Here is a 19,689-nt window from a genome sequence, read left to right on the forward strand (position 1 = left end):
TCCCCTACTGCCCGCCCGCGGCGAGCTGCTTGAGGCCCTCGTCCCGGGTGAGGACGGGCCGGTAGCCGAGTTCGCGGCGCGCCGCGCCGTCGTCGACGGTCATCTCCTGCGCGGAGAGGGCGACGAAGGTGCGGGTCACCGGTGGCTCGCCGCGTATCCGGAGCACCCGCCAGGCGGTCTCCGCGGCGCGTGCCGTGGCGGCCAGCGCCCAGCGGGGCACGGAACGGTCCGGCAGCACGGTGCCCGCGGTCGCGGCCAGCGCGGTCAGGAAGGCCCGGAACTCCACGGGTTCGCCGTCGGTGAGGAAGTACGCCCGGCCGCCCTCGCCCTGCCGCAGGGCGGCCAGGACGCCGGCGCAGGCGTTGGCCGCATGACAGGTCGAGGTGAGGTAGCGGCCGCCGTCGGCCCAGGCGAACCGTCCGCGCCGGGCGGCCTCCACGACCGCCGGCAGCACGGTGGTGTCACCGGGTCCCCACACCAGGCGCGGCCGGACCGCGAGGGCGGTCAGCGCGGGGGAGGCGGCGGCCAGGACCAGGTCCTCGGCGATCCCCTTGGTCCTCGGGTACGCGCCGACCGGCCGGGCGGGCCGGGGACGGGACTCGTCGGCCCGCCGCAGCGGACTGCCGTCGGCCAGCACCGCCTCGGAGCTGATGTGCACGAGCCGGCGCACCCCGGTCTCCCGCGCCGCCCGCACGACGGCCGCGGTGCCCCCCACGTTGACCCGGACGAAGGCGCTCGGCGGACCCCACTGCCCGGTGTGCGCCGCGGCGTGCACCACCGCGTCGCACCCCGCCATGCCCGCGCGCAGCGCCGCCGCGTCGAGGAGGTCCCCGCGCACCGGCTGCGCGCCGCGACCGGTGACCGTGTCCGCGGCGGCCGGGGTGCGCGCCAGCGCGCGCACCGTGTGCCCCTCGGCGGCGAGCGCGCCGAGGAGGTGACCGCCCAGGAAGCCGGAGCCCCCGGTGACGAAGACCTTCACGTCCGGGTCCCCTTCCGGGTCCCTTTCCGGGTCCGGGCGAGGGCCGCCGGAGCCCAGGACTCAAGGGTCTTGGCCGCGATCTCCCGGCCGTGGCCGATGAACTCGCGTGCCGCGTCGGGGCCGAACCTCAGGAACCCCGACGCGGTGAACGGCAGCCCGGTGGGCTCGATCAGCAGCAGGTCCACCTGTTTCTTCGACGTGGCCCCGGGGGCCTCGGCGACCAGCTTGTTGACGGTCTCGGCGTGCTCGTAGTCGGCCATCAGCGCCGCGTGGGCGACGTTCTCCGCGAGCAGGCCGATGGCCTCGGACAGCGAACAGGGCGCCGGAGCGGGCCGCCTGGCGCCGCCGGCCGCGACGACGACCACCGCGTCCGGTTCATAGGCGAGCGCGGGCTTCAGCGGGGTGTTGGCCACCAGCCCCGCGTCCACGAACTGTTCCCCGTCGACGCCCCCCGACGCGAACAGCAGCGGCACGGCGGTGGTCGCGAGGAGATGGTCGACGCCGATGTCCGTCCGCCGGAACTCCGCTCCGCGGCGGTGTTCGGGCGGCAGCGCGTTGGTGAACCGCACCACCCCGGCGCCCGCCTGCTCCACGGCGGAGACGACGACCGTACGGCCGTCCTCGACCGGCCGCTGCCCGGCGCCGAAGTAGCGGACGAAGGTGCGGCGGGCCCGTCCCGTGTCCAGGAGCCACATCCACCGCACGCCGCCCAGGAGATGCTCGACCAGCCCGGTGCGCGGGCGGCTCAGCAGGCCGCGCACGTCCAGGAGGTTCCAGAAGTCGAGCCGCGGCGCGAAGAGGTCGCTGCAGTCGACCGACTCCCACATCCCGGCCAGGTCCTCCGCGTCCATGCCGGTGCCCAGTCCGTACGCGGTGAGGGCGCCGCCCGAGACACCGGACAGGACGTCGGGAACCAGGCGTGCGTCGGCCAGCGCGCGGGCCACGCCCACGCTGAAGTACGCGGCGGGGGCGCCCCCGCCGGAGAAGACCACCGCGAGCTTCATGCGACGCCCCCCTCGGCCGCTGCGGGCTTCCCGGTCACGGGCTTCCCCGCCGGGGGCTTCCCGGTCCACGGGAGGTACGGCAGATAGGTGCGGGCCAGGCCCTGGGTGAACAGCCGGGCGTACGCACCGAGTGCCTGCCCCGAGTCGAGCACCCCGTCGGCCCAGGGGGTGCGGACCGAGGCGAGCAGCCGGGCCAGGTCGCCCGCCCCGAGCCGCAGCACGCCGGCGCCGGCGACCTCGCCGTCCGTGCCGTCGCCGCGGTGCAGCCGCACCGCCAGCGTGGTCGTGTCCCGCCACACCCACACCGGCGCCACCAGGGCGGGGCGCGGGGGTGCCGACTTGCGGCCGGTCAGGTGGTAGGGCGTCCCGCGGTGGTGGAAGGTCAGCTCGTACTCCATCAGCAGGCTGCCGCCGGCCGCCTCGGCCCGCGGGTCCGGGAAGAGCCGGAACACCCCGTCCGTGAAGGGGATCCGGCCCTGGACCCCGGGCAGTTCCACCTCGCCGGTGAGACGCCCGGGAGTCCGCTGCCCGGTGGTGAAGGCCCGGACGTCGTCGACGACGACCACGGCGTGCAGGACGAACCGCCAGTCGGTCAGCCGTCCCTGGCGCGCGCCGTCCCCGGGGTTCGTGACGCCCATCGCGAAGGGCCCGGACATCTTCTCGCGGAAGGTGAGTGACGTCGGTGTCGTCATCGCGGCCCGCCTCCTAGGCTTCCTTCGTGTCCGTGGCGTACTCGGGGTCGTAGAGCGCGTTCGGGTCGACCTTGCGGCGGACGGCCGGGTCCTCGCTCGTCATCGAGTGCATGTAGCGGAACGCCTGGTGCTCCACGGCGACGGCGTCGATACCGGCCACCAGCGCGCGCAGGACCGGACCGGTCATCTTCTGCGGATCGACGCCCAGGTAGAGCATCAGCTCGCAGAAGTGCTTCGGGTCCTTGTCACCGTGGTCCGGGCCGGAGAGGTACGCGGAACGGACCGCCTTGACGTAGACGGACACGAAGGTCACCGCCCCGCTGGCCCGCCGCTCGCGCAGACAGAGCGCGGACAGTTCGCGCAGCAGCGTCTCGTAGCGCCCGGCCGGCGCGAGCACGATGAACATCCGCGTCGGATCGCCGACCGTGGAGTCGAGGATCTGGTCGGTGAAGCGCTCGATGTTCTTGGCGGTGCCGAAGACCGGGGGGATCAGGATGGCGCCCATGCCCACGTACTTGACGATCTCGTCGAGCGCACGGGGCAGCCGGCCCGCCCAGTAGCCGAGGAACTGCTGGTAGCCGTAGGCGACGCGGTCGTAGAGCGACTTGAGGGGGTTCTGCTGCGTCTCGTGGTACGAGGAGAACTGCCCGAGCCGCAGACTGCCGACGGGCAGCGGCAGGTCGGCCCAGGCCCCGCGCTCCATCAGCGCGTCCCCCGGATCACGGATCAGCCGTGCGGAACGCTCGACGAAGTCGTCGAAGTCCGTCGTGACGAACCGCTCGTTGGCGAGGACGGTACGGAACTTGTCGATGCGGATGATCCGCACCGTGAGACCGGTGATCACCCCGTGCCGCCCGGTGCCCGCGAGCACCCGCAGGAAACGTTCCTGCTGCTCGTTGCGGCTGCACTGGTGGACATCGCCCTCCCAGTCGACGTACTCCAGCTCGCTGACGGTGTCGAGGAAGAGGCCGAAGCGGTGCGAGGCCGGGCTGATGCCGCCCACCGAGGCGAAGCCGGCCGCGGTGATGTGGTTGTGGTCCCCGACCACCGACAGGCCGAGGCCCCGTTCGGCCAGCGCCTCGTCCACGCCGGCGAGCAGCGCGCCGGGCTGCAGGGTGCAGGTCAGGTTCTCGTCGTCGATGTCGACGATCCGGTTCATCCGGGCGGTCAGCAGCAGGGTGCCGCCGTCCGCGGTGACCAGGTGGTTGCTGGAGTGGCCGCTGCCCCGGACCACGATCTTCTCGCCGAGTTCGCGTGCCTCGCGGACCGCGCGCACCACGTCGGCCGTGCCGCGCGGCAACAGGACCTTGCCGGGCCATTTCGCCTCGATGCCGGGGTCTCCGACGCGTTCCCAGTCGTAGGCGAGGCTCGCCAGGGAGTCGTGGGTGAATGTCTCGTGGCTGCTGGGCTCGTACGCCATCGGCACGTCAGGCTCCGTGTTGTTTGAGGAAATCGAGCAGCCGGGGGAAGACGTCGCGGTCGACGCGCGCGCCCATGAAGACGTCCTGGTGGCCGTAGCCCGGGAACACCGCCAGTTCGTGGCGGCCGGGCGCGACCGCTTCCAGCCGCCGGTGGCAGACGATGTTGGAGTCGGTGAAGACCCGGTTGCTGTCCCCCGTGGTCAGCAGCATGGGGGTGTCGATCTCGGCGGCGCCGGCCAGGTAGTCGTTCGGCAGCCGGTCGTACAGCGGGTCGTGCCGGTCGTACTTGACGGCGCGTCCGGCCCGCACCATGGCGGCCACATGACGGTAGTAGTGGACACCGGTCGCGCCGTAGAGGTCGCCGCTGCGCCGGTGGGTGATCTCGTGCAGTTTGTCGTGGCTGTAGAGCGCGGGCCAGCCGGTGCCCCACATCATGCTGAGCATGTGGCAGGAACTCTCGTCGCACTCCTGGTGGAAGAGGTCCACCAGCCGCGCGAAGGCCCAGGCGGGAGTGAAGCGCGGCTCGTCGGCCCAGCGTGGGTCGAGATACGGGAAGCCGAGCACGTACTCGGTCAGGTTCGGTGCGACGGCCAGCTTGAACCGGGACCAGTCGGGCACCCGCGGCGTCAGTGCGGCACTGTTCGCGATGACGCTGGCGATGCCGTCGACCGCGCCCCCGAAGAGGCTCATGGTGAACGAGACGGAGCCCAGGCAGTGCGCGATCACATGGATGCGGCGGTCCGGGCCGATCGCCGCGCGCAGCTCCCGCAGGGCGGCCGGATAGTCGAAGAGCGCGATGTCGTCCATCGTGTAGCGGTGCCGCGCCCTGTTGTAGGGATGGCGGTTGCTCATGCGGTAGTCGAGCGTCCACACGTCCGAGTAGCCGTTGTCGAGCAGACAGCGGACCAGGTTGCGGTGCTCGGGCATGATGAACATGTCACTGGATGTGGTCAGTCCGTGGATGATCAGCACGACGTCGTCCGAGCTGCCCCGCTGGAAGCGCAGCATGCTCAGGCCGATGCCGTCGTCGGTGACGAACGGATGTGTGCTGATCCCCGCGTCCGGCACACCCTTGAGTGTGAACAGCGGAATGACACGTGCCACGTCGGTCCCCCCTTGGTGATCGCCCCCTGACGGGGTCCCCGCGATCTCTCAGGTACGTACGTGCGCTGTGGACTTAAGGACGCTACGGACCGGTTTGCCGCGGCGCAACGGCTCCCGGTCCGTCCGGTCAGCGACACGGAGCGGAGCCGGACGTTCCGTCCCGGGCGCTACGCCAGCGGTGCCATGGGGACGTCCTGCAACGAGCGTGACGCGGGCGCGGACAGGCCGGGGGCACGGACAGGCCGGGGGCACGGACAGGCCGGGGGCGCGATCGGCCCCCACGGGTCCGTAGGCGGGCAACGCCCTAACGGTCAAGCCATTTCACTTCATACGCACCCATGTCGAACCGCCGTCCGTCGACCTTCGCGCTGATCCCCCGCCCGAGGGTGTTCACCACGAGAACGGCCTCGTCGTCGGCGAGCACCCGGACGTTCGCCCGGTCGTCGGCGGCGACGGACACCGGCTCGTACCGCGTCCCGGGCGGGAACTCCTCCCCGAAGCGGGACAGCAGGCCGAGCATCGGCAGTGGCTTCCCGCCCGGGGCACGGCCGGTCGGGGTCCACAGGCACCCCGCGCAGGACGCGCCGTTCTCCGTCTCCGGGTTCCAGTAGAACGCCGAGGTCGTCCCGCCGCGGGCCATCGCGATCAGCCCGGAGGCGTGCACGGCCAGGCGGTGCGCCTCGGACCAGCCGTCCCGGACGTCGTCCCCGTCCGCCGGCTCCACGTAGTACTCGGCCCACCACAGCGGCAGTCCGCCGGTCCGGGCGCGGACCCACCGGCTCACAGCCGTGAACTTCGCGGTCGCCGCGAACTCGTCCGGCAGCAGGTCGTCGTCCTTGGTGTAGCTGGACCCGTCGACGACGACGAAGTCGGCGCCCGCCTTGTTCCGGTTCCAGTGGTCGAAGGCGTCGAGGACCCGCTGGTCCAGCGTCCCCCACCTCCCCTTCAGGGTCCGCGAGGCGTGCTCCCGCTGCCGCGGGTCGAGGCTGTCCATCACCAGGTAGGGCCCGCCGACCTGGATGTCCGCGTCGACCTTCTTGAGCGCCTTGTAGACGAGGTTGTACAGGTCGGTGTAGCCCTCGTAGTCCCACCGGGCCTCGGCGTCGTTCCAGAAGCCCTTGAACTCGTTCCACACGATGAAGTGCCGTACGTCCGGGTACCGTCGGGCGACGGTCGCGGCGAGGGCGGCGTAGTCCTTGAAGTGGGCGCGGTCCGGCGCCGTCTCCAGGGCCGCCCGGCTCCAGTCGGTGCTGCCGGCACCGGACCTGCCGCCCTTCATCCAGTCGGGCGCGCAGCACAGCGTGACCACCGGCGTGCCGCCCGTCGCCCGGACGAAGTCGATGCGGCGGTCCATGGCCTCGAAGTCGTACCGCCCCTCGACCGGTTCGGGGTTGTCCGCGCCCCAGCCCATGATGTGCTGGATCTGCGGCAGGGGCCGCTCACCGAGGAGCCGGCGCGCCCGCTCCGTTGCGGCCGCGCTGCCCTCGTCGGCGCTGAACTGGGTGTGGGTGAAGCCCCAGCCCACGTCCGGGCTGGTCGTGGCGGGGACGGACGGCGTGCCGTGCACCCTGCCGCCGTCGCGGGTGGTGCCCGCCGTGCTCCCGGTGTCCCCGGGCAGGGTGTGGACCAGGACCAGCACCAGGGCCAGGGCGACCGCACCCACGCCGAGCAGAGCGGTGAAGCGCCACCGCCGAGCCCCCGAATTCCACCCATGACGTCCCATCAAGGGCAACAGTAGCCGCGCGTGTCGGCGGTGGAACAGGTTCCGTACCCCACAGCCCTGTAACAGGACGGAAGGGACACACCGGGAGGACCGGACGGAGCAGGCGCCGGGGCCCGTCCGGGGACATGGCGCGGAAACCGGATGCACGGGGCCCCCGGGTGACGGATCATGGCGGCATGTCAGCCAACCCGCACGACGCTCTGCCGATCCGGCTCAACGTCGACGACAGCGACTCGCCGTCGGACGTCGTCGACGCGCTGTTCCTCGGCCGCTTCGCGACGGGCGAGCAGCCGCACTCGCACGCGGCGAACATCGACCGCGTACGGTCCGGGGCCGCCCTGCTGCCGCCGGGCGCCCGCGTGCTGCGGTCCGCCCGGGACGACGACCGCAGTACGACGCTCGCGGAGGGCGAGGGCTGGACGCTGCTGGTGTCCCGCTGGAACCGCGGCGCCGACGTGACGGTCACCGCCACCAGCGCGGAGCTCGCCGCCAAGGTCCTCGGCGAGGCGACGGACGGTGCGGCCGACGAGCCCGAACCGCAGCCGGAGAACGTGACGATGGGGTTCTGGTACGTGTCGCCGCGCCGCGGCCCGCACCGCACGACCCGGCAGATCTCGGCGGGTACGTGGGAGGAGGTGCGGTCCAACTACACGGCGCCGGTGGCCGACGCGATGGACGGCCTGATGAAGACGACCCCGGAGGACATCGCGGGCCGGCTGCTGCTCCTGCACGGCCCGCCGGGCACGGGCAAGACGTCCGCGCTGCGCACGCTGGCGCGCTCGTGGCGGGACTGGTGCCAGGTGGACTGCGTCCTGGACCCGGAGCGGCTGTTCTCCGACGTCGGCTATCTGATGGACATCGCCATCGGCGAGGAGGACGGCACGGGGAAGGGGCGCTGGCGGCTGCTCCTGCTCGAGGACTGCGACGAACTGATCCGCGGCGAGGCCAAGCACACGGCGGGGCAGGCGCTGTCGCGGCTGCTCAACCTCACGGACGGACTGCTGGGCCAGGGCCGCAACGTGCTGGTGGGCGTCACCACCAACGAGGACCTGGAGCGCCTGCACCCGGCGGTGGTCCGCCCCGGCCGCTGCCTCGCCCGCATCGAGGTCGGCCCGCTCKCCCGCCGCGAGTCCGTGGCCTGGCTGGGCACGGACGAGGGCGTGGGCCGCGACGGCGCGACCCTGGCGGAGCTGTACGCCCTGCGCCGGGGCACCACCCCGACCGCGGTCCCGGACCAACGAGACGGCGCGGACGCGGGCCTGTACCTGTAACGCCCCGCGACGCGGAGCCCACGTACGGACCAGGCCCGACTCCCGCTCCCCGCCACGGTGGCCGCCCGCCCGCCGTCGCGACGGCACACGACCGGGAGCGCGGCTCCCACTTCGCCGCCACGGCGATGCACGACCAGGAGCGCAGGTCCCACTTCGCCGTCCCGGCGGCGCACGACTGTGAGCCCGGCTCCCACTTCGCCGCCACGGCGGTGCACGCCCAGGAGCCCGGCTCCCACTTCCGCGCCGCGGCGGCGCATGACCGGGAGCCCAACTCCCGCTTCTCCGCCGCAGCGGCGCATGACCGGGAGCGCAGCTCCCACTTCTGCGCCTCAGCGGTGCTTGACCGGGAGCGCAGCTCCCTTTTCTCCGCCGCGACGGTGGGCGGCCACCGCGGCGCGTCCCGGCGGTGCCGGACCCGGCGCGCCCGTGCCGACGCCGTCCGGCTGAGGGCTGTCGTGGCCGCCCACGACAGCCCTCAGCCGGACCCTCCATACGCCGCACGCAGTGCGTCCCGCACCGCGTCGAGCGCCGCGGCCTCGGACAGCCCGAGCCGCCGCACCCGCTCGGCATAGGCCCGCGCCTCCGCGGCGGCCGTGCGGTCGGCCGCCGAGCCCGCGGCGGCGACGACCGTCCCGTTGCGCCCCCGCGTCTCGATGACCCCGTCCGCCTCAAGGGTCCGGTACGCCTTGGCGACCGTGTTGGCGGCGAGGCCGAGCTGCCCGGCCAGCCCCCGTACGGTCGGCAGCCGGTACCCCACCGGCAGCGCCCCGGCCCTGGCCTGCTCGGAGATCTGCGCGCGCACCTGCTCGTAGGGCGCGACCCCGGTCCCGTCATCGATGTCGATCTTCAACGTCACCCGCCGATTGTCCCGCACCCGCCGGAAAATGAGAGGCGTACCGCCATGCCCCGCGCGTAGCGTGCGCTTCCATGACCGTGATCGTCCGCGACTTCCGCGCCGAGGACGCCGAGGGCTTCGCCCGGATCCGGCACCTGGCGCTCCCCTACATGCTCTCCACCCCGCAGTCCGTCCTCCACGACGTGGCGCACGCCCACCCCGACGCGTACTACCGGCCGCTGGTGGCCGAGGAGGACGGCGAGCTGATCGGCACGGTCCAGACCGGCCTCGTGCACGACAGCCCGGAGCCCGGCCAGGGCTATCTGAACGTGTACGTGCACCCCGAACGCCGGGGCCGCGGCGCCGGCACCCTGCTCGTACGGGTCGCGGAGGAGCGCCTGGCCGACGTGTCCGCGACGAAGCTCTTCTCCTGGGTCCTCGACGAGCCCGCGCACCGCGCCTTCGCCGAGCGCCGCGGCTACCGCGCGAGCCGCCCCGCGCACTTCCTCCGCCTCGACCTGGCGAACCGCCCCCTGCCCCCGCGCCCGGCACCGCCCGCGGGCGTCGAGCTGCGCACCGCGGCGGACTTCGCCGACGACCCGCGCCCCCTGTTCGAGCTGGACGCGGAGACCATGCTGGACGAACCGGGCGACATCGACCACGAGTTCGCCGACTACGGGGCATGGCTGAAGGAGACCTGGCACCACCCGCTCCTGAGCCGGGAGCTGACCTCGGTCGCGGTCGTCGACGGCCGGCCCGCCGCGTTCAGCGCGGCCCGCACCGACGGCGGCACCCGGTACGGCACGGTGATGACCGGCACCGCCCGCGCCCACCGCGGCCGGGGCCTCGCCAAGCTGGCCAAGAGCGACTCCCTGCACCGCGCCCGCGCCGCCGGCCTCACGGAGGCGTTCACGGGCAACGACGCGGGGAACGGGCCGATGCTGGCGATCAACAAGTGGTTCGGCTACGAGATCTGCGCCACGGAGGTGCACCATGTCCGTGAACTCGGCTGACTCCCCCGGCGGGCCCGCGGCCCTGGACGTCGTCCTGCGCAAGGCGGGCCGCACGAAGATCCGCTACCGCGCGGACCTGCTGCACGACGACGGGACGCACCTCACGGTCCGCGCGGCCTGGGCCGGCGCCGGCGTCCGCGACTTCGGCTTCGTGCGCTTCGAGCCGGGCGACGTCTTCACCGAGCACTACTGGCGCGACCGCTGGTACGCGATCAAGGAGGTCAGGGACGGCGGGGGCGCCCTGAAGGGCTGGTACTGCGACATCGCCCGCCCGGCCACCGTCACCGCGGACGAGGTGGTGAGCGAGGACCTCGACCTGGACCTGTGGCTCTCGGCCGACGGCGCGACCGTGCTGCGCCTGGACGAGGACGAGTTCGCGCAGAGCGGTCTGGAGGCCGCGGACCCGCAAGCTGCGGCCGCCGCCCGGGCCGCCCTGGACGAGCTCGAACGCATCGCCCGCACCGGCGGCTTCGAGGCCCTGCTGACCTGGCGCCCCGCCGCCCCTCAGGGCACGGCGACCACCGCGTAGCGCTCGTCCGCCACCTCGCGGCCCCAGAGCGCGGGGTCACCCGACAGGGTCTCCACGCGCACGTCCGCCGCGAGGGGCGCGAGCAGTCCGGCCAGCCGGTCGGCGGGAACGCCCACCGGCACGCCGCGCTCCGTACCGTCCGTCGTGCCGTCCGGGGCCGGCGGTCCCCAGACCCCCTCCACGAGGACGAGCCGCCCGCCCGGACGCAGCAGTCCGCACCAGTGCCGCAGGACGCGGCCGGGGTCGGGCAGCGCCCACAGCACATGGCGGACGAGGACGGCGTCGAAGCGCTGCTCCCCCACGGGCGGGGCGGCCGCGTCCCCGACCAGGAACACGGCGTCGCGTCCGGCGAGCTTGGCGCGGGCCAGCGCGACCATACGGGGCGAGAGGTCGACCCCGGTGACCCGGTGCCGCGCCTCGGACGCGAGCAGTGACAGGCTGCCCGTGCCGCAGCCCAGGTCGAGCACGTCGGCCGGGGCGCGGGGCAGCCAGCCGCGCAGCCGGGCCGCCCACGCCCCGCGCACGGCGGGATCGCGCAGTCCGTGGTCCGGCTCGTCGTCGAACGTGGCGGACACCGCGTCCCAGTCGGTCCCGGACCACGTCCCACCGGCGTCTTCGTTCGTCATGGGTCCACCGTTGCACCCGCCACCGACAACGGATGACGACGGAGGGTCACGAGATGTCCGGCATGTGGACTTCCGCGCGGAATGTGACCTCCGCCACTGACAAGCGTCCACCGATGAGCCACCCTCCCCGGAACGGTCTACCTCCGCGAGAACGCGGTACCCGGTGGCCGCCAGGGAGGCCCTCATGCGCCGTACCACCGTGCAGAAGCCGCTCAAGAAGTCCGACCCGCGCCGCGTGCGGGAAGAGGCCGACCAGCGTCCGGCCGAGCGCCCCGAGGTCCGCAAGGACATCCACCGCACCTGGTGGCCGGACGGGTGAGCGCCGGGGCGCGGGCGCACTGCGGCCAGGGCACGGCCCCCGGGACCGCACGTACCTGAGCGCAGGCTCAGGACTCCCTTAACGGCACCATAAGGATCTCCTCCACCCGCTCCCAGCAGGGGAATTCGCGGTTCGGACGGGCTAGCTTGCTGATCGCCCCAGGCATCACAGGCACCCCCAGATCCGTCCCGAGGAGCTTCCCCATGCCCGCTCGCCACCAGGCCGCCCGCTTCGCCACCGTCGCCGCGGCCGGCGTCGCCCCGCTCGCCCTGACCGTGCTCGCCGCCGTCCCGGCCGCCGCCCACGGCTCGATGACGGACCCGGTGAGCCGGGTCGCGGGCTGCTTCGCGGAGGGCCCGGAGAACCCGCGGTCCGCCGCGTGCAAGGCGGCCGTCGCGGCCGGTGGCACGCAGGCCCTGTACGACTGGAACGGGGTGAACATCGCCAACGCGGCCGGGAAGTCGAAGGAGATCATCCCCGACGGGAAGCTGTGCAGCGCCGGCAACGACAAGTTCAGGGGCCTGGACCTGGCCCGCGCCGACTGGCCGGCCACGCAGCTGACCTCCGGCAACCGCACCTTCCGCTACAAGGGCACCGCGCCGCACAAGGGCTCGTTCGAGCTGTACGTCACCAAGGACGGGTACGACCCGGCGAAGCCGCTGAAGTGGTCGGACCTGGAGGCGAAGCCGTTCCTCAAGGTCACGGACCCGAAGCTGGAGAACGGCGACTACGTCTTCAGCGGGGTCGTGCCCGAGAAGTCGGGCCGCCACCTCATCTACTCGATCTGGCAGCGCTCCGATTCCCCCGAGGCCTTCTACACCTGCTCGGACGTCGTCTTCGGCGGGGGCGGCGCGGGTGCGGGGGCCCCGGCGGCGCCGGCCGCCTCGGCGCCGTCCGACCAGGACATCGCGGACGGCGCCGACGAGTCGTCCGTGGAGCACGGCGGGCACGGGGACGACGACCCGAAGACGCAGGCCTCGGTGACGGCGGCCGCCGGTACGCCGTCGGCCGCGGGCTCCGGTTCCGGCCCGGACACGAAGTCCGACACCGGCCGGGCCTCCGGGTCCGGGTCCGGGTCCGAGGAGAGCGCCGCGCCCGCCGAGGGGGCCGGGAACGACGCCGCGCCCGCCGGCGGGTCGGCGAACCTCGCCGAGACCGGGGGGTCCGACTCGACCTCGTACATCGCGGTGGGCGGGGCGGCGGCGCTGGCCGTCGGCGCAGCGGCGCTGTTCGCGTCGGTCCGCCGCCGGGCGGGCGGCAACCGGTAGTTCCCCGCACCCCTCGCCCCCCGCCGGGCTAGCCGATCGCCGACAGGCAGGTCGTCGGGGTGGCGTGGGCGGGGTCCAGGGCGTTCGCGACCTCGTGGAAGGCGATGCGGTCGGCCAGTCCGAGCGCCGTGTGCTCGGACCGGTCGAACGCGCACCGGTCCTGGATCAGGACGTTGCGTACGTCCGGGCCGTCGAGGAACTGGGAGCGGTACGGCGTGACGACGTCGTCGTACCGGGTGGCGATGACCGTGTAGTGGACGCCCGGCACGGTGTCGCCGCCCGCGTTGAGCCTGGTGAGGAAGGCGGAGCCGACCACCTGGTCGGTGAGGGCCGGGACGGTCCTGGAGAGCAGTTCCCGCGCGCCGGGGAAGTGCGTCACCAGCTTCGTCAGTCCGTTCAGCGTGGTGCCGTGACTGGTGGGGGCGATGCCGACCAGGGCGTTCACCTTGGCGGCGCCGCCGAGGAACTTCAGGTAGTGGCGCGGCATCAGGCCGCCCTGCGAGTGCCCGACCAGGTCCGCCTGCGCCGCTCCGGTCGCGGCGAGCACCCGGTCGACGAAGGTCTTCAGCTGCTCGGCCGACCGGTCGAGGGGGCCGATCCCGTGGACGCGCGGCACGCCGGGGAGCTGCCCGTGGTCCAGGGCGTAGACGCAGTAGTCGCGGCGCACCAGGTAGGGCGCGAGGCCCCGCCAGTTGTTCACGGAGTTGGCGAAGGTGCCGTGGACGAGGACGACGGGGCGCGGGTGGGCGGCGGACGGCTGGCAGGAGTAGTCGTTCAGGCCGCCGCCGGCCGCGTCCGCGGAGGTGGCGGGGAGAAGCGTGACCGCGACGGCCGGCAGCAGGACCGAGAGGGCTCTGAGCAGGTGCTTCCAGCGCGGCATCGGGAGATCTCCTCACGGCTCGGATGACGGGGATACTGCCCCCGCGACCTGAAAGAACGGTACGGCGCACCACCCCACAAACACCCACACACCCCCCAAACTTCACCCACACCGACGACACCCGTCAGGGGCGCGGGGAACTGCGCGACCAGCCCCCACCGCCAACGCACCGGGCACCACCGCCCGCTCCCCGAACTTCGCCCGCACCCGGTCCGCCACATCCTCCAGGCGCCGCACCTTCTCGTCCACCGGATCGAAGGTCAGCTGATGGGAGGCCCCCTCGACGGGATCGAGCCCCTCGGCCCGCAGGGCCACCCCACGGACCCGGGCCCGCTGCAGCCCGAGCCCCTCGTACATCCGGTACGCGGCACCGGTCAGCGCCGACGAGTACGCGGTCGGCTCCGCGAGCACCCGGCTGCGGACCGTCGTCGCGGGCGTCCCCCCGCCCGCGCCCGTCCGGGAGCGGGGCAGGTCGGCGTAGCGCACGGTCAGCGTGAGCGTGCGGCACACCTTCCGCAGGGCGCGCAGCCGCGCCCCCAGTTCCGCGGCGGCGGAGAGCAGCGCCCGCCGGTGCTCGCCGGGATCCAACTCGTCCCGCGGGAACGGCCGTTCGGCGACGAGCGACCGGGAGACGCCGTTCGGCACGACCCGCCCGCGGTCAACGCCGCACGCCATCGCGTGCAGTTCGCGGCCGGCGCGAGCGCCGACGAGCCGTTGCAGGGTGGCCGGCGGCGCGGCGGCCACCTTGCCGATGCTGTCCAGGCCGTACGCGCACAGGGTGCGGGCGGTGGCGGCGCCGACGCCGGGCAGCGCACGCACCGGCCGCCGCGCCAGGAACTCCGCGAGGGCGCCGGGCTCTTCGGGCACCACCTTCGGCCGCCCCGGGGCGGCCTCCCGCAGGGCCATCCGCGCGGACATCGGACCGGGTCCGGCCCCGATCGCGCAGTCGACCCCGTGCCAGGCGAGCGCCCGTACCCGTATCAGCGAGGCCAGTTCCACGGCGTCCCGCCGGAAGTACCGTTCGGCGCCCCGCAGATCGGCCAGCGCCCCGTCGGGCGGCAGCGCCTCGACGACGGGGGTGAACTCCTCCAGCGTGCCGAGGAGCCCGGGCAGGGCGTCCCCGGACACCGGCGGCAGCTGGAAACGTACGCAGAGGATGGTCATCCCGCACTCCCGGGGCTCCGGTGCCACAACTTCCGTCCGGTCGCGGGCCCTTCGCCCGCCGGACGCAGATCCGCCCACGGATGCATGCCGCATCCCGTGGCCGACGGGATACGCCGACCCCCCACCGGATCTCCAGCTCCGGACTCGTCCGCAGGCCCTCCCCGCGGCGACCCGGCCAGTCTCGGCGCCACCGCGTCCAGCCCTTCCGCACGCCGCAGTTCCGCCAGCTCCGCGAGGTCCCAGACCGCCGACCCGACCACGCTGAGACTGCGCGGGCCGCGCCGCTGCACCACCCCGCGCACGAGCAGCAGCCAGGAGTGGAAGACGGTGTGCGCGCACGTGTCGTGGGAGTCGTCGAAGAAGGCGAGGTCGACCAGCCCCGTACCGTCGTCCAGGGTGGTGAAGACGATCCGTCTGCCGGAGCGGACCGGCGGTGTCTGGGTGGCCGCCTTGGCGCCCGCGACCAGGACCGTCTCGCCGTGCCGGGCCGTCCGCAGTCGGCGGGCCGTGACGACGCCCAGTTCGTCCAGGAACTCCCGGTGGTCGTCCATCAGGTTGCGCGAGGCGTCCAGGGAGAGCACGCCCAGTTCGGCGCTGAGCCGTTCCTCCGGGGAGAGGTCGGGCAGCCCGGCCGGCGCGGTCTCCCGCCCGCCGGCCAGCGGAAGTTGGGTGCCGTGGCCGCCCTGGCCACCGCGTCCGCCACGGGCGCTCCGGTGCAGCTCGGCCAGATGCAGCTGCAGATCGCGCCGGTTGGCGCCGAAGGCGTCCAGCGCACCGACCTGCGCGAGGCGCCCGGCCAGCGGACGGCCCGGCCGGGCCCGGTCCCAGAAGTCGAGCAGCGAGGCGTACGGCTGCCCCTCCTCGATCCGGGCCGCCTCGGCCCCGCTGATCCCGTGCACGTCGCACAGCGCGAGCCGCACGCCCCAGGTCTCCCCGGCCGTCCCCGCCACCCCCTCCTTGGATTCAGACACCAGTTCGATGCGATGGGCGGCCGCCGACCGGTTCACGTCCAGCGGCAGGATCGGCACCCCGCGCCGCCGCGCGTCCGCGAGCAGCACCCGCTTGGGGTACATCCCGGGATCGTGGGTGAGCAGTCCCGCGTAGAAGGCGGCCGGGTGGTGCGCCTTCAGCCACGCCGACTGGTAGGTCGGCACGGCGAACGCGACCGCGTGCGCCTTGCAGAAGCCGTACGACCCGAAGGCCTCGACGATGCTCCAGGTCCGCGTGATCGTCGGCGCGTCGTAACCCCGTGCGGCCGCGCACCGCGCGAACCAGTCGCGGATGCGCGCCTGCGACCCGGCGTCGGACAGCCCCCGCCGCACCCGGTCCGCCTCGCCGCGCCCGCAGCCGGTCATGATGTCGACGATGTCGATGACCTGCTCGTGGAAGACCACGACGCCGTACGTGTCCTTCAGCGTCGCCTCCAGGTCGGGGTGCGGGTAGCGGGCGGGCGCCCGGCCGTGCCGCGCCTCGACGAACGGCCGCACCATGTCGGCCGCGACCGGTCCGGGGCGGAAGAGCGAGATGTCGACGACGAGGTCGTGGAAGGTCGCCGGCTGCAGCCTGCCGACCAGGTCCCGCTGGCCCGGCGACTCGATCTGGAAGCAGCCCAGCGTCTCGGCGGACCGGATGAGCCGGTACGTCGCCGGGTCGTCCTCGCCCACGGCGTCCAGGTCGAACCGCTCCCCCGTCGCCCGCTCCACCTCGGCCACCGCGTGCGCCATCGCGGACTGCGTGCGCACGCCCAGCACGTCGAGCTTGAGCAGCCCGAGGTCCTCGGCGTCCTCCTTGTCGAGCTGCGCCATGGGGAGCCCTTCGCCGCTGGTGGGCACGACCGGTGTACGGGCGAGGAGCGAGGCGTCGGAGAGGAGGACCCCGCACGGGTGCATGGCGACGCCGCGCGGCAGGGCGTCCAGCGCCTCCACCAGCTCCCACATCCGCGTGTACTCCTCCTTCTCCCTGGCCAGGAACCGCAGTTCGGGCAGTTCGGCCAGGGCCGCGCGGGCGTCGCGGGCGCGGACGTGCGGGAAGGCCTTGGCGATCCGGTCGATCTGCGCCGGGTCCATGGACAGCGCGGCGCCGACGTCGCGTACGGCGTGCCGCACGCGGTAGGTCTCGGGCATCGCCACGGTCGCGACCCGCTCGGCGCCGAACCGCTCGACGATCGCGCGGTAGACCTCGATGCGGCGCGCGGACTCCACGTCGATGTCGATGTCGGGCAGGACCGGGCGGCGCTCGGACAGGAAACGCTCCATCAGCAGCCCGTGCCGGACCGGGTCGGCGTGCGCGATGCCGATCAGGTGATTGACGAGCGAGCCCGCCCCGGAGCCGCGGGCGGCGACCCGGATGCCCAGCCCCTTCACGTCGTGCACGACCTGGGCCACCGTCAGGAAGTAGGGGGCGAAGCGGTGGTGGGCGATGATGTCCAGCTCGTGGTGCATCCGCTCCCAGTACGCGCGCGCCCGCACGGAGCGGTCGTAGCCGAGCCGGATCATGCCCGCGGCCGCCCGGGAGGCCAGGACGCGCTGCGCGGCGCGGCGCGCGGCGCCGACGAGGTGCGCCTCGGGGAAGTGCACGGCGCCGAGCCCGAGGTCGCGCGCCGGGTCGACCCGGCACTCGGCGGCGGTCTCCCGGGTCTGTTCGAGCAGCCGGTGGGCGGTGTCGCGGCGGTGGCCGGCGGCCTCGGCGATCCGTTCGGCGGCGCCGAGCATGGCGTCCGCGTCCTTGAGCCAGGCCTCGCCGCCGTCCAGTCCCCGGCGGGGGTCGACGGGCACCAGCAGGCGGGCGGCGTCCAGCACGTCGGCGACCGGGCCCATGCCGCGGTCGGCGTACCGGACGGCGTTGGTGAGCACCGGGCGCACCCGCTGTTCGGCGGCGAAGCCGACGGTACGGGCGGCCAGCCGCAGGGAGCCGGGTCCGGTGCCCCCGCGTCCGTGCCAGACCGCTTCGAGGCGCAGGGCGTCGCCGTACACCTCCCGCCAGGGCCCGAGCAGGTGCGCGGCCCGGTCGGGGCGGCCGGCGGCGAGCGCGCGGCCGACGCCGGAGGCCGGGCCGAGCAGCACGGTCAGCCCGCCGGCGTGGTTCCGCGCCCGGGGCAGTACCGGCCGTCCCCCGTCCGCATGGGCCGCCGTAACGATTCTGCAGAGGTCGGCCCAGCCCTGTGCGCCGTCCCGGGCCAGGAAGGTCACCCGGGGCGCCGACTCGTCGACGAAGGCGCCGCCGCGCACGGGGGTCCGGCGGCGCTCGCCGCGTACGCGCTCCTGCCCCTTCCCGGCGGACGCGCCGGAGGGGCCGCCGAGTTCCTCCACCGCGAGGTCGACGCCGAACAGCGGGCGCACGCCCCGCACGGCGCAGGCCTTCGCGAAGCGGACCGCGCCCGCGACGGTGTCCCGGTCGGTGAGCGCCAGCGCGTCCATGCCCCGTGCGGCGGCGCGTTCGGCGAGCTGCTCCGGGTGGGAGGCCCCGTACCGCAGGGAGAACCCGGAGGCGGTGTGCAGATGCGTGAAGCCGGGCACCCACACCTCCACCACCAGGGGCTGCGAGCCCGCTATCGAACACCTGTTCCCAGATTCCTCGCCTTCACCATAGACCATGAGTCGAACATCTGTGCTACATCCGTTCGGACCCGTCCCGCCTGCGTAAACACCCTGGGACTCGGACCGTTGGGACATGACACGGACAGCAGAGGCGCCGCCCAGGTCCTTCCTCGACGAGGTGAAGGACGCGGTCACCCCGCGGGCCACGCTGCTCGTCGTCGGCGTGGTCGTCCTGCAACTGCTCTTCATCGCCTCCTACGTGGGGGCGCTGCACCACCCGAAGCCGAAGGACGTGCCGTTCGGGGTGGTCGCGCCCGGCGCCGCCGCCGGGCAGACGGTGGACCGCCTCGACCGCCTGCCCGGCGGGCCGTTGGACCCCCGTGCGCTGGCCGACGAGGCGACGGCCCGCCGGCAGATCGCGGACCGGGACATCGACGGCGCCCTGCTGGTCGATCCGGACGGCACCACCGACACCCTGCTGGTCGCCTCCGGCGGCGGCGCGGCCCTGTCCCGCGCACTGACCTCGCTGGCCACCGAGTTGGAGAAGGACCAGGGCCGCACGGTGCGGACCGTCGACGTGGTCCCGGCCGACGCGCAGGACGCCAACGGGCTCACCCCGTTCTACCTGGTCGTCGGCTGGTGCGTGGGCGGCTACCTGTGCGCCTCGGCGCTGGCGGTCAGCGCGGGGGCCCGCCCGGCCGGCCTGCGGCGCGCGGTGATCCGGCTCGCCGCCATGGCCCTGGTCGCGGTCGTCGGCGGGCTCGGCGGGGCGGTCGTCGTCGGGCCAGTCCTCGGCGCCCTGCCCGGAAGTGTGGCCGCCCTCTGGGGACTCGGCGCGCTCATCACCTTCGCGGTGGGCGCGGCCACCCTCGCGCTCCAGTGCGTCTTCGGGATCGTCGGCATCGGGGTGGCGGTCCTGCTGGTGGTGATCCTGGGCAACCCGAGCGCGGGCGGCGCCCTGCCGCCGCCGATGCTCCCCCCGTTCTGGCACGCGATCGGCCCGGCCCTCCCCCCGGGCGCGGGCACCTGGACGGCCCGCTCGATCGCCTACTTCAAGGGCAACGCCACAACCACCCCCCTCCTGATCCTGTCGACATGGGCAGCCCTGGGCACGGCAATCACCCTGGCAGCGGGCGCCCGCCAAAGGGCCACTGACAAACACCGCGCACCAGGGGCACCCTGAAGGGGCGCGGGGAACGGCGCAATCTTTCGTCTTTCAGGGGCGCGGGGAACAGCGCAGTCTTTTGCCTTCAGGGGCGCGGGGAACGGCGCGGTCTTTTGGTCTTTAGGGGCGCGGGGAACTGCGCGACCAGCCCCCACCCACC

The 19,689-nt window shown here is 73.9% G+C and carries 17 protein-coding genes; 6 read left to right on the forward strand and 11 right to left on the reverse strand.

All coding sequences use genetic code 11. The features are described 5' to 3' along the window. Positions 1–4: 4 nt before the first annotated feature. The 6 genes from FGF04_RS20955 to FGF04_RS20980 form a co-directional block, all read right to left on the reverse strand. Positions 5–979, reverse strand: coding sequence for an NAD-dependent epimerase/dehydratase family protein (locus tag FGF04_RS20955; protein ID WP_149512852.1), 975 nt, complete (start codon positions 977–979; stop codon positions 5–7). Beyond that, entirely contained in the window at positions 976–1,983 is a 1,008-nt protein-coding gene (locus FGF04_RS20960) for a patatin-like phospholipase family protein (protein WP_149512853.1), read from the reverse strand. The genes FGF04_RS20955 and FGF04_RS20960 overlap by 4 nt, the downstream gene beginning before the upstream one ends. Next, the gene (locus FGF04_RS20965; RefSeq protein ID WP_149512854.1) at positions 1,980–2,675 is read right to left on the reverse strand and encodes a hypothetical protein; all 696 of its coding nucleotides are present in this window, start codon (positions 2,673–2,675) and stop codon (positions 1,980–1,982) included. The genes FGF04_RS20960 and FGF04_RS20965 overlap by 4 nt, the downstream gene beginning before the upstream one ends. Positions 2,676–2,688: 13 nt before the next feature. Then, positions 2,689–4,095 carry an FAD-binding oxidoreductase gene (locus FGF04_RS20970; protein WP_235882498.1) on the reverse strand — a complete coding sequence of 469 codons (1,407 nt, stop codon included), beginning with the start codon at positions 4,093–4,095 and terminating at the stop codon, positions 2,689–2,691. A gap of 7 nt (positions 4,096–4,102) precedes the next feature. After that, a complete protein-coding gene (locus tag FGF04_RS20975; protein ID WP_149512856.1) occupies positions 4,103–5,200 on the reverse strand; it encodes an alpha/beta fold hydrolase in 1,098 nt (365 codons plus the stop codon). Between the two features lie 304 nt (positions 5,201–5,504). Next, on the reverse strand, positions 5,505–6,923 hold the full coding sequence (locus tag FGF04_RS20980) for a GH39 family glycosyl hydrolase (protein ID WP_149512857.1): 1,419 nt from the start codon (positions 6,921–6,923) through the stop codon (positions 5,505–5,507). Positions 6,924–7,099: 176 nt separating this feature from the next. On the opposite strand from FGF04_RS20980, the gene FGF04_RS20985 reads away from it, so the two are divergent. Continuing rightward, on the forward strand, positions 7,100–8,194 hold the full coding sequence (locus FGF04_RS20985; protein ID WP_149512858.1) for a DUF5925 domain-containing protein: 1,095 nt from the start codon (positions 7,100–7,102) through the stop codon (positions 8,192–8,194). A gap of 475 nt (positions 8,195–8,669) precedes the next feature. Here FGF04_RS20985 and FGF04_RS20990 read toward each other — a convergent pair whose 3' ends face one another. After that, a complete protein-coding gene (locus FGF04_RS20990) occupies positions 8,670–9,050 on the reverse strand; it encodes a GntR family transcriptional regulator (protein ID WP_188114163.1) in 381 nt (126 codons plus the stop codon). Between the two features lie 71 nt (positions 9,051–9,121). Here FGF04_RS20990 and FGF04_RS20995 point away from each other — a divergent pair, with 71 nt between their 5' ends. Further along, the gene (locus FGF04_RS20995) at positions 9,122–10,042 is read left to right on the forward strand and encodes a GNAT family N-acetyltransferase (protein WP_149512860.1); all 921 of its coding nucleotides are present in this window, start codon (positions 9,122–9,124) and stop codon (positions 10,040–10,042) included. After that, positions 10,023–10,571 (forward strand): DUF402 domain-containing protein, encoded by a 549-nt coding sequence (locus tag FGF04_RS21000; RefSeq protein ID WP_149512861.1) that lies wholly within the window; start codon positions 10,023–10,025, stop codon positions 10,569–10,571. Before FGF04_RS20995 ends, FGF04_RS21000 begins: the two co-directional genes overlap by 20 nt. Here FGF04_RS21000 and FGF04_RS21005 read toward each other — a convergent pair. After that, entirely contained in the window at positions 10,547–11,197 is a 651-nt protein-coding gene (locus FGF04_RS21005; RefSeq protein WP_149512862.1) for a class I SAM-dependent methyltransferase, read from the reverse strand. The two genes, FGF04_RS21000 and FGF04_RS21005, sit on opposite strands and share 25 nt — an antisense overlap. A gap of 184 nt (positions 11,198–11,381) precedes the next feature. Between FGF04_RS21005 and FGF04_RS41700 the strand changes: the two genes are divergently transcribed. Continuing rightward, the gene (locus tag FGF04_RS41700; RefSeq protein ID WP_268893782.1) at positions 11,382–11,516 is read left to right on the forward strand and encodes a hypothetical protein; all 135 of its coding nucleotides are present in this window, start codon (positions 11,382–11,384) and stop codon (positions 11,514–11,516) included. Positions 11,517–11,719: 203 nt separating this feature from the next. Then, positions 11,720–12,784 (forward strand): lytic polysaccharide monooxygenase auxiliary activity family 9 protein, encoded by a 1,065-nt coding sequence (locus FGF04_RS21010; RefSeq protein WP_149512863.1) that lies wholly within the window; start codon positions 11,720–11,722, stop codon positions 12,782–12,784. Between the two features lie 28 nt (positions 12,785–12,812). Here the strand turns inward: FGF04_RS21010 and FGF04_RS21015 are convergent, their stop codons facing one another. The 3 genes from FGF04_RS21015 to FGF04_RS21025 all read right to left on the reverse strand — a co-directional run bounded on the left by FGF04_RS21015 (position 12,813) and on the right by FGF04_RS21025 (position 18,343). Beyond that, a complete protein-coding gene (locus tag FGF04_RS21015) occupies positions 12,813–13,664 on the reverse strand; it encodes an esterase/lipase family protein (protein WP_149512864.1) in 852 nt (283 codons plus the stop codon). Positions 13,665–13,766: 102 nt separating this feature from the next. Then, positions 13,767–14,828: a DNA polymerase Y family protein gene (locus FGF04_RS21020; protein WP_149512865.1), complete on the reverse strand. Its 1,062-nt coding sequence runs from the start codon at positions 14,826–14,828 to the stop codon at positions 13,767–13,769. Further along, complete coding sequence (locus tag FGF04_RS21025) at positions 14,825–18,343, reverse strand: DNA polymerase III subunit alpha (protein ID WP_149513745.1); 3,519 nt, start codon at positions 18,341–18,343, stop codon at positions 14,825–14,827. Before FGF04_RS21025 ends, FGF04_RS21020 begins: the two co-directional genes overlap by 4 nt. 154 nt (positions 18,344–18,497) lie before the next feature. Here FGF04_RS21025 and FGF04_RS21030 point away from each other — a divergent pair, with 154 nt between their 5' ends. Further along, complete coding sequence (locus FGF04_RS21030; protein ID WP_149512866.1) at positions 18,498–19,547, forward strand: DUF3533 domain-containing protein; 1,050 nt, start codon at positions 18,498–18,500, stop codon at positions 19,545–19,547. Positions 19,548–19,689: the final 142 nt, after the last annotated feature.

This window comes from Streptomyces apricus (assembly GCF_008369065.1).
GTDB classification, from domain to species: Bacteria; Actinomycetota; Actinomycetes; order Streptomycetales; family Streptomycetaceae; genus Streptomyces; species Streptomyces apricus.

Bases quoted from the DNA above. Each gene is read 5' to 3' on its own strand.
- FGF04_RS20960 (WP_149512853.1), bottom strand. From the start codon at position 1,983: ATGAAGCTCGCGGTGGTCTTCTCCGGCGGGGGCGCCCCCGCCGCGTAC.
- FGF04_RS20965 (WP_149512854.1), bottom strand. From the start codon at position 2,675: ATGACGACACCGACGTCACTCACCTTCCGCGAGAAGATGTCCGGGCCC.
- FGF04_RS20970 (WP_235882498.1), bottom strand. From the start codon at position 4,095: ATGGCGTACGAGCCCAGCAGCCACGAGACATTCACCCACGACTCCCTG.
- FGF04_RS20980 (WP_149512857.1), bottom strand. From the start codon at position 6,923: ATGGGACGTCATGGGTGGAATTCGGGGGCTCGGCGGTGGCGCTTCACC.
- FGF04_RS20995 (WP_149512860.1), top strand. From the start codon at position 9,122: ATGACCGTGATCGTCCGCGACTTCCGCGCCGAGGACGCCGAGGGCTTC.
- FGF04_RS21000 (WP_149512861.1), top strand. From the start codon at position 10,023: ATGTCCGTGAACTCGGCTGACTCCCCCGGCGGGCCCGCGGCCCTGGAC.
- FGF04_RS21005 (WP_149512862.1), bottom strand. From the start codon at position 11,197: ATGACGAACGAAGACGCCGGTGGGACGTGGTCCGGGACCGACTGGGAC.
- FGF04_RS41700 (WP_268893782.1), top strand. From the start codon at position 11,382: ATGCGCCGTACCACCGTGCAGAAGCCGCTCAAGAAGTCCGACCCGCGC.
- FGF04_RS21010 (WP_149512863.1), top strand. From the start codon at position 11,720: ATGCCCGCTCGCCACCAGGCCGCCCGCTTCGCCACCGTCGCCGCGGCC.
- FGF04_RS21015 (WP_149512864.1), bottom strand. From the start codon at position 13,664: ATGCCGCGCTGGAAGCACCTGCTCAGAGCCCTCTCGGTCCTGCTGCCG.
- FGF04_RS21020 (WP_149512865.1), bottom strand. From the start codon at position 14,828: ATGACCATCCTCTGCGTACGTTTCCAGCTGCCGCCGGTGTCCGGGGAC.
- FGF04_RS21030 (WP_149512866.1), top strand. From the start codon at position 18,498: ATGACACGGACAGCAGAGGCGCCGCCCAGGTCCTTCCTCGACGAGGTG.